Consider the following 6,904-nt stretch of genomic DNA (forward strand, 5'->3'; position numbering starts at 1 on the left):
GTCAATTCTTGCGAGTGAATGGAATTTTAAAATTTGCAAAATAGCTTGATTAAATTTGTAAATTTCTTTATTATTCAAAAGAGAGTTAAATTTCACCTCACCTTATAATGCACGCTACCACCATATGCGATATCTTCGGCTTTTACGTCATCGCTTGTTAAGATTTCGCTTATCTTGCCGTTTGCTTCAAGCCTCTCTCTATTTTCCTTAGCGTCTTCTTGGTAGCTATAAACCATCGCAACGCTCACCACGCCGCCAATGCCCTCTATCATCTTAAAAACTCTGATCTCATCTTCTATGCTCTCTGAGCTAACGACCACAACGATTCTATCATCTGCGTCAGTGATGATCTCGCACTCTTTTAACTTGCTTATCTCGCTTTTTACGCTCTCATTTTTATTATCCGTATAGACTATCAGGCTTGAAATATTCATCTAACTCTCCAAAATAAAATTTTCTTCTCATAAGCAGAGGTTACGACCTCGTTGTCGCTTATGAAAACTATGCTATTTATCGTGCTTTGCCCAGTTTTTAGCATCGCGATATTTTCCAGGCTAGCACTATCAACTAAATTTACATCGCTCATCTCATCGCTCATATATGCGGCGATCTTGCCGTCACTACTAAGCCCCACGCCATAAACCAAAAAGCCAGTGTTTATCTTTTTTAGCGTTCCAGCAGAGAAGATGCCAACGATCCTGTCGGTGCCTCCACTGATCATGACGCCATTTTTATAGGCGATGTCGTAGATATTATCAGTGTGGATATCTAAAATTCTATCCATCTTTTTAGTGCGAACATTGTAAAAATAGACCTTACCACTCTCGCAAGCGATCGCTAGCGTGCCTCTATCATCGCTTATCTCCATGTCTGAGAGCATTGCGATTGATATTTTAAAATTATCATAAATTTCGCCACTTTTTAGGTTTAAAAAGTAAATTTCATTGCTGATTGAGGCAAGTGCTACGTGCTCACCGTCTAAAAATAGAGCCTTTTTTATCGCTTGATTAGCCATTTTTATGCTTCTCATCTGCCCATTTTCTCTTATATAAAGCACCTTTGTAGCGTAGTCACCCTCGCTTAGGATGAGCATCTTGCCATTTAGTTCATCGACATTTAAAATTTTTGGCCTCTCATGATCGCTCACATATGTTTTTATATCATCCATTTTAATAATCTCGTCAAATTTAGACTCTTTTGGATCGTAAATTTCAACCGTGCCACCATCAGTTGCGATAAAAAGTTTGTCATTTATCAGCGTAGTGTTAAGCACATTTGCACTAGCTTCTATCTCTTTAATAGGCGTTGTGATCTCATTTGCAAAGATAAAATTTAACAAGCAAAAAAGAAAAAATAAAACTCTCATAAAGCCTCCATCTCAAGCGAATTTTTAAAACAAACATCAAAGCACTCGCCGCAACTCACGCAGTTTTGATTGATTATAGGGCGAAAAACGCCAAGAAACTCAACCGCTTTAAATTTACACGCATCAAGACAGTTATAGCATATCGTGTCGTTCCACGCCAGGCAACTAGCGACATTTATGCTAACTTTTGCGTTTATGCTCTTTGGCAAGTTTAAATTTAGTGTTTTTCGGCCGCTACTTTGACAAGCCTTGGCGCACTCTTCACAAAAGTCGCAGCCTAGCTTTTTAACTTTAAAAACAACTCTTTCATTTTCAAAGCTAAGAAGCTCTTTTTCACAGGCACTTACGCAGCCAGCCTCACAGCCAGCGCAGTCAAATTCACCGCTAAAAAATGGTGGATTTATAAATTTGGGAGCAGGTTTTGCCCCCAAAATTTTGCTAAAAAGCTCTCGCCTGCTTTGCATTACTTAACGCCATCATTTAAAACGTCTAGTAAATTTGACTTGTGTGAGCCGTTTTTATCTCTAAAGTCAGGCTTAAATTTGTTGCCAACTAGCTGAGTTACGCCATTTTGTTGCTCGACGTGGCAAGTTGTGCAGTTATATCTCTCATCATCAAGCTTGCCTGCAAGATCTTTTTTGTTTCTGATGTCATAAAGGTGAGAAGCTGGGATAGGAGTTGCTCCGCTATCTTTTGCAAACTCAGGCATGTGGCAGGTTACGCACATATTTGAATCTTTTGTGATAGGCACCAAACCCTCAGTGTCGTGTGGGATAAACGGAGGTGCATTTTCAAAAGACCTGTCAAACCTCTTTGCCATACCTGCTGGCTCTTTTGTGTAGTTGATGTCTTTTAAAACAACGTCTTTATCATCTAACAAATCGACATTTCTAAAGCCGATTTGCGAATCACTAATGCTTGGATTATTCAATGCACATGCCGCTAAAAAGGCAGCGCATAGTGCTCCAAGCGCCATTATTTTCATTTTCATTTTTCTCTCCTTAAATTTCTAATACTAAAATTTAGCGCCCCGTCGCCGCAAACGTCGATACATCTACCGCAGCTTATGCACTCGCTTGAGCTAACCGCGCGGCTCTCTTTGCCGATCATATCTAGCACTTGCACCTCTGGGCAGACGAGCTTGCACTTCATGCATTTTGTGCAGGCATTTGCGTCGTGTTTTACTCTAATAAGAGCAAATTTTGATATCACCGCGTAAAATGCACCAAGCGGGCAGACATGTGAGCAAATTCCGCGCTTTAGCACGAACATATCAAAGGCCACTATGCCAAGAGCGATGCCAATGGCGCTAACTGAGCCGTAGATAATGCCGCGCTGGATGATACCTATAAAGCTAATGCTCTCAAACGCTGGTACTGATAGAGCTAGGCTTAAGATAAGAGTGAGCGCTAGCAAGTAGTAGCGCAAATTTTTACTTACGTTTAAAATTTTCTCACCCTTAAAGCCAAATTTCTCTCTTAACTTGTAAGCAATGTCGGTTAGTAAATTTACTGGGCAAACCCACGAGCAAAACGCCCTTGGAGCGATGAGTGCGTAAAATGCAAAGACGATGATGGCGCCGATTACCGCATTTATGCCAACGCTAAAGCTTGCTAGTAAAATTTGAAGCACCGCAAATGGATCGCTTAGTGGAATTTGTCCAAAAAGCAAAGATGAGCTTAAATTTCCGCTAAGTATCTTAACTCCATAAACATTCCCTAGGATAAATAGCACTAGGATAGAAATTTGAGTTATTCGTCTTAAGATTAAAAATTTCATAGCTCACCGCCATTTAGATAGTCAGTCGCCTTTTTGATGTCGAGCTTTATCTTGCTGTCGGCATCATCTACGCGCCTTTCATCTTCTTTTACCCAGCCTTTGACGTAGTTATCGCCAACTTTGCCAAGCACAACCTCGCGGTTTAGCACGGTAATGGCTGCTTTCTCGGTGATACAGGCTCGCTCGCACACGCCACAACCCGTGCAGATATCGCTATCAACTACTGGTAGCAAAAACGCATGCTTTTGCGTCCTTTCGTTGCGGCGATACTCAAGATACAAGGCCTTATCTATGAGCGGACAAGATCTGTAACAAGCGTCGCACTGTATGCCCCAGTATGCCACGCAGTTTTTCATATCGACCACTGCAACGCCCATTTTGGCTTTATTTATGTCTAGTTTGCCAGCTGTGCTTACTAAATTTGCATCCAGCGCACCAGTCGGACAGGCTGGCACGCAAGGGATATGCTCGCACATATGACAAGGAATTTTTCTAGGCTCAAAATAAGGCGTACCGACGCTTATACCATCTTCAAGAGTAGCAAGTTTTAGCGTATCAAATGGACAGGCCTCTACGCAAAGCCCACACCTAATACAGCTTTTCAAAAACTGCTTCTCCGCTTTCGCACCAGGCGGTCTAAGAAGTACAAGCGGTGAGGCTTTGGCACTAAGTGACCATATAAAGCCTCCGCCAAGAGCTAAGATCGCTGCCTTAGCTCCAAATTTCAAAGCTTCACGCCTACTTGAAAATTCCATATCAGCCACTTTTATGCCTTGTAAATTTTAACCGCGCACTTTTTATAGTCTGTCTCTTTTGAGATCGGGCAAGTAGCGTCAAGGCATACTTTATTTATAAATACGTTTTCATCAAAGAAAGGCACATAAACAAGTCCTACTGGCGGCTTATTTCTACCTTTTAGATCTACTCTTGCTTTTACCTTGCCGCGGCGTGACTCGACCCAAACGATCTCATTTTGAAGCACGCCAAGTTTTTTAGCGTCATCTTCGTGCATGTAGCAAAGTGCCTCTGGCACGGCTCTATAAAGCTCAGGAACACGCATAGTCATCGTGCCTGTATGCCAGTGCTCTAGAACACGGCCAGTACATAGCCAGAATGGATAATCTTTGCTTGGCATCTCGCATGGATCCATGTAAGGGCGGAAGAAAATTTTTGCTTTGTTTGCAAGAGGAGTTTTCTCTTGATTTTTCACACCTTTTAGATCGCCTGTTGGAAGAGCTGCGTTTTTGTTGCCGTAGAATGCAAATTTATCATTTGGAGCGGCTTTTTTAGCGTATGGGTCAAATTTGGTATTAAATCTCCACTGAGTCTCTTTGCCATCAACGACTGGCCATCTTAGACCTCTTACTCTGTGGTAAGTGTCAAAGTCAGCTAGGTCGTGACCGTGACCAACGCCAAATTTTCTATACTCTTCCCAAAGATATTTGTGGATGAAAAATCCATATCCTTTAAATTCTTTACCATCAGAGCCGATCACCTTTCTGCTGTCGCCAAAGACTTCTGTATTGTCATAGTTTTCCATGATCGGATCGTTTGCGCTAAATTTCTTAGCATCTTCATTTGCAAAAAGCACGTCAAATAGCGTATCTTCTTCGCTATATCCCATAGCTTTTGCAGCTTCAAGCACGCTTGGAAGTGTCACTTTGTCATTTAGCTTTTTCTCGCCCCAAACATCTTTTAGTTTAAAGCGCTTACTAAACTCAAGCATCTGCCAGATATCAGGCATCGCTTCGCCAACAGGGAGCACTTGCTGTCTCCAGTGCTGTGTCCTTCTCTCAGCGTTGCCGTATGCGCCCCATTTTTCATAGATCATCGCAGTTGGGAGGATAAGGTCAGCTACTTTTGCAGAAATTCCTGGATAAGGGTCACTTACGACGATGAAGTTGTCCATTTCGCGAGCTGCTTTGATCCAGTGGTTTGCGTTTGCAGTGTTTTGCCATGGGTTATTTACTTGAACCCAGATAAATTTAACCTTGCCATCTTCAAGATCACGCATCATTTTTACGTAGTGTGAGCCTGGTACGGCATTTAGTGTGCCAGCAGGTAGTTTCCAAAGTTTTTCAGTGATCTCTCTGTGCTTTGGATTGCCGACAACCATGTCAGCTGGCAAGCGGTGAACGAATGTTCCGACCTCTCTTGCAGTGCCGCACGCACTTGGTTGGCCAGTTAGAGAAAAGGCACCTGAGCCTGGAAGTGCTTGCTTGCCAAGTAAGAAATGCACCATATAAGCTTGCTCATTTACCCATGTGCCGCGTTGGTGTTGGTTAAAGCCCATAGTCCAGAAACTAACGACTTTGCGATTTTTCTCGATGTAAAGATCAGCAAGTGCTTTTAATTTTTTCTTAAATTCATTGATATCTTCGTTTGGATCGCCTTTTGCTACCTTGGCTGTAAAGTCAAGTGTGTAAGGTGCAAGAGCTTTTTTGAACTCTTCAAATGTTATTTGCCAGTGATCGCCAGCTTTTGCAGCATTTTTATTTTCTAGTGTATCGCCAGCTTTTAGGCCAAGGTAAGAAAGCGTAACGCCCTCAGCCTCGCTTAGCACCTTTGACTTCTCAGTCGCAGCTGTGTCTAGCTCGCTTGGAGCATATTTTTTGTGGTGGATGTCTGTGCGAAGACCATATCCGATATCAACTGGGCCAGCTGTGAAGACGCAGTGTTTTTTGACAAATTCTTCGTCTATCATCTCTGGGTGGTTATAGACTATCTCACGAGCGATGTAGTTCCAGATAGCAAGGTCAGATGACGGAGCAAAAATGATCTCTATATCGGCTAAATTTGATGTTCTAGTTGAGTAGGTGCTTAAATTTACGACCTTTACTCTATCAGGATCGCTAAGCTTTCTATCGCTTACGCGCGCCCAAAGGATCGGGTGCATCTCAGCCATATTTGCGCCCCAAGCTATGATGGTATCTGTTAGCTCGATGTCATCAAAGCAGCCTGATGGCTCATCGATACCAAAAACTTGCATAAAACCAAGAACCGCACTTGCCATGCAGTGTCTTGCGTTTGGATCGATGCTGTTGCTTCTAAATCCACCTTTCATAAGCTTAACAGCTGTGTAGCCCTCTGGGATAGTGTATTGTCCAGAGCCAAGCACGCCAACGCCGTGAGGTCCTAGCTCGTCATAAGTCTTTCTAAACTGAGCTTCCATCACGTCAAATGCTTGTTTCCAGCTTACTTGCTTGAATTTACCTTTTTTGTCAAATTCGCCCTTTTCATTTACACGTAAAAGTGGATGAGTGATCCTATCTTCGCCGTACATGATCTTAGCGTTAAAGTAGCCTTTGATACAGTTTAGACCGCGGTTTACTGGCGCTTCTGGATCGCCTTTTACAGCTACTATCTTGCCCTCTTTTGTAGCAACCATGATGCCACATCCGGTTCCACAAAATCTACAGGCAGCCTTATCCCAACGCCAGCCTTTTTCAGCTTCGCTTGCCGCACTTAGCGAGCTTGGCACAGCGATGCCAGCACTAGCACAAGCAGCACTAGCTGCAGCACTTTTGATGAAATCTCGTCGATTCATTTTTTCTCCTTAAAAGATTTAAAATAAGGTTATATGGATATTAGCTTTGAAAAGCTTATTTACCCCTGATTTACGCCAGAAATCTTTTTGCTAATCTTAAGTGTAAAAATTACAAATTAATTTCAAAAAATTTCTAACAGTTATGCATAGCAAGAATGTTAAAGTAAATTTAAAATCACAAATTTCAAGGATTGTTTAAAGATATTTTTTAT

Annotated in this window: 7 protein-coding genes; all 7 read right to left on the reverse strand. The window is 42.2% G+C overall.

The window, feature by feature from the left end; all coding sequences use genetic code 11:
- Window positions 1-92: 92 nt before the first annotated feature.
- From Q0296_RS06825 to napA, 7 genes are read right to left on the reverse strand one after another with little or no spacing between them, the layout of a single operon-like run.
- Window positions 93-434 (reverse strand): chaperone NapD, encoded by a 342-nt coding sequence (locus Q0296_RS06825; protein ID WP_298038464.1) that lies wholly within the window; start codon window positions 432-434, stop codon window positions 93-95.
- Window positions 431-1,366, reverse strand: a complete 936-nt coding sequence (locus tag Q0296_RS06830; RefSeq protein WP_298038473.1) for a nitrate reductase — start codon at window positions 1,364-1,366, stop codon at window positions 431-433. The genes Q0296_RS06825 and Q0296_RS06830 overlap by 4 nt, the downstream gene beginning before the upstream one ends.
- Window positions 1,363-1,830: a 4Fe-4S ferredoxin gene (locus Q0296_RS06835; protein ID WP_298038476.1), complete on the reverse strand. Its 468-nt coding sequence runs from the start codon at window positions 1,828-1,830 to the stop codon at window positions 1,363-1,365. Before Q0296_RS06835 ends, Q0296_RS06830 begins: the two co-directional genes overlap by 4 nt.
- Window positions 1,830-2,357 carry a nitrate reductase cytochrome c-type subunit gene (locus tag Q0296_RS06840; RefSeq protein WP_298038484.1) on the reverse strand — a complete coding sequence of 176 codons (528 nt, stop codon included), beginning with the start codon at window positions 2,355-2,357 and terminating at the stop codon, window positions 1,830-1,832. Before Q0296_RS06840 ends, Q0296_RS06835 begins: the two co-directional genes overlap by 1 nt.
- Window positions 2,354-3,145, reverse strand: coding sequence for a quinol dehydrogenase ferredoxin subunit NapH (gene napH / locus Q0296_RS06845; RefSeq protein ID WP_298038486.1), 792 nt, complete (start codon window positions 3,143-3,145; stop codon window positions 2,354-2,356). The genes Q0296_RS06840 and napH overlap by 4 nt, the downstream gene beginning before the upstream one ends.
- Entirely contained in the window at window positions 3,142-3,909 is a 768-nt protein-coding gene (gene napG / locus Q0296_RS06850; RefSeq protein ID WP_002939901.1) for a ferredoxin-type protein NapG, read from the reverse strand. Before napG ends, napH begins: the two co-directional genes overlap by 4 nt.
- A gap of 2 nt (window positions 3,910-3,911) precedes the next feature.
- On the reverse strand, window positions 3,912-6,692 hold the full coding sequence (gene napA, locus Q0296_RS06855) for a nitrate reductase catalytic subunit NapA (RefSeq protein ID WP_298038492.1): 2,781 nt from the start codon (window positions 6,690-6,692) through the stop codon (window positions 3,912-3,914).
- Between the last annotated feature and the right edge of the window lie 212 nt (window positions 6,693-6,904).

The sequence above is a fragment of the uncultured Campylobacter sp. genome (assembly GCF_937890585.1).
Classification (GTDB): Bacteria; Campylobacterota; Campylobacteria; order Campylobacterales; family Campylobacteraceae; genus Campylobacter_A.

What these genes read in the sequence shown, in the direction of transcription:
- napH (WP_298038486.1), bottom strand. Translation starts at nt 3,145, where the DNA reads ATGAAATTTTTAATCTTAAGACGAATAACTCAAATTTCTATCCTAGTG.
- napA (WP_298038492.1), bottom strand. Translation starts at nt 6,692, where the DNA reads ATGAATCGACGAGATTTCATCAAAAGTGCTGCAGCTAGTGCTGCTTGT.
- Q0296_RS06835 (WP_298038476.1), bottom strand. Translation starts at nt 1,830, where the DNA reads ATGCAAAGCAGGCGAGAGCTTTTTAGCAAAATTTTGGGGGCAAAACCT.
- Q0296_RS06840 (WP_298038484.1), bottom strand. Translation starts at nt 2,357, where the DNA reads ATGAAAATGAAAATAATGGCGCTTGGAGCACTATGCGCTGCCTTTTTA.
- Q0296_RS06830 (WP_298038473.1), bottom strand. Translation starts at nt 1,366, where the DNA reads ATGAGAGTTTTATTTTTTCTTTTTTGCTTGTTAAATTTTATCTTTGCA.
- Q0296_RS06825 (WP_298038464.1), bottom strand. Translation starts at nt 434, where the DNA reads ATGAATATTTCAAGCCTGATAGTCTATACGGATAATAAAAATGAGAGC.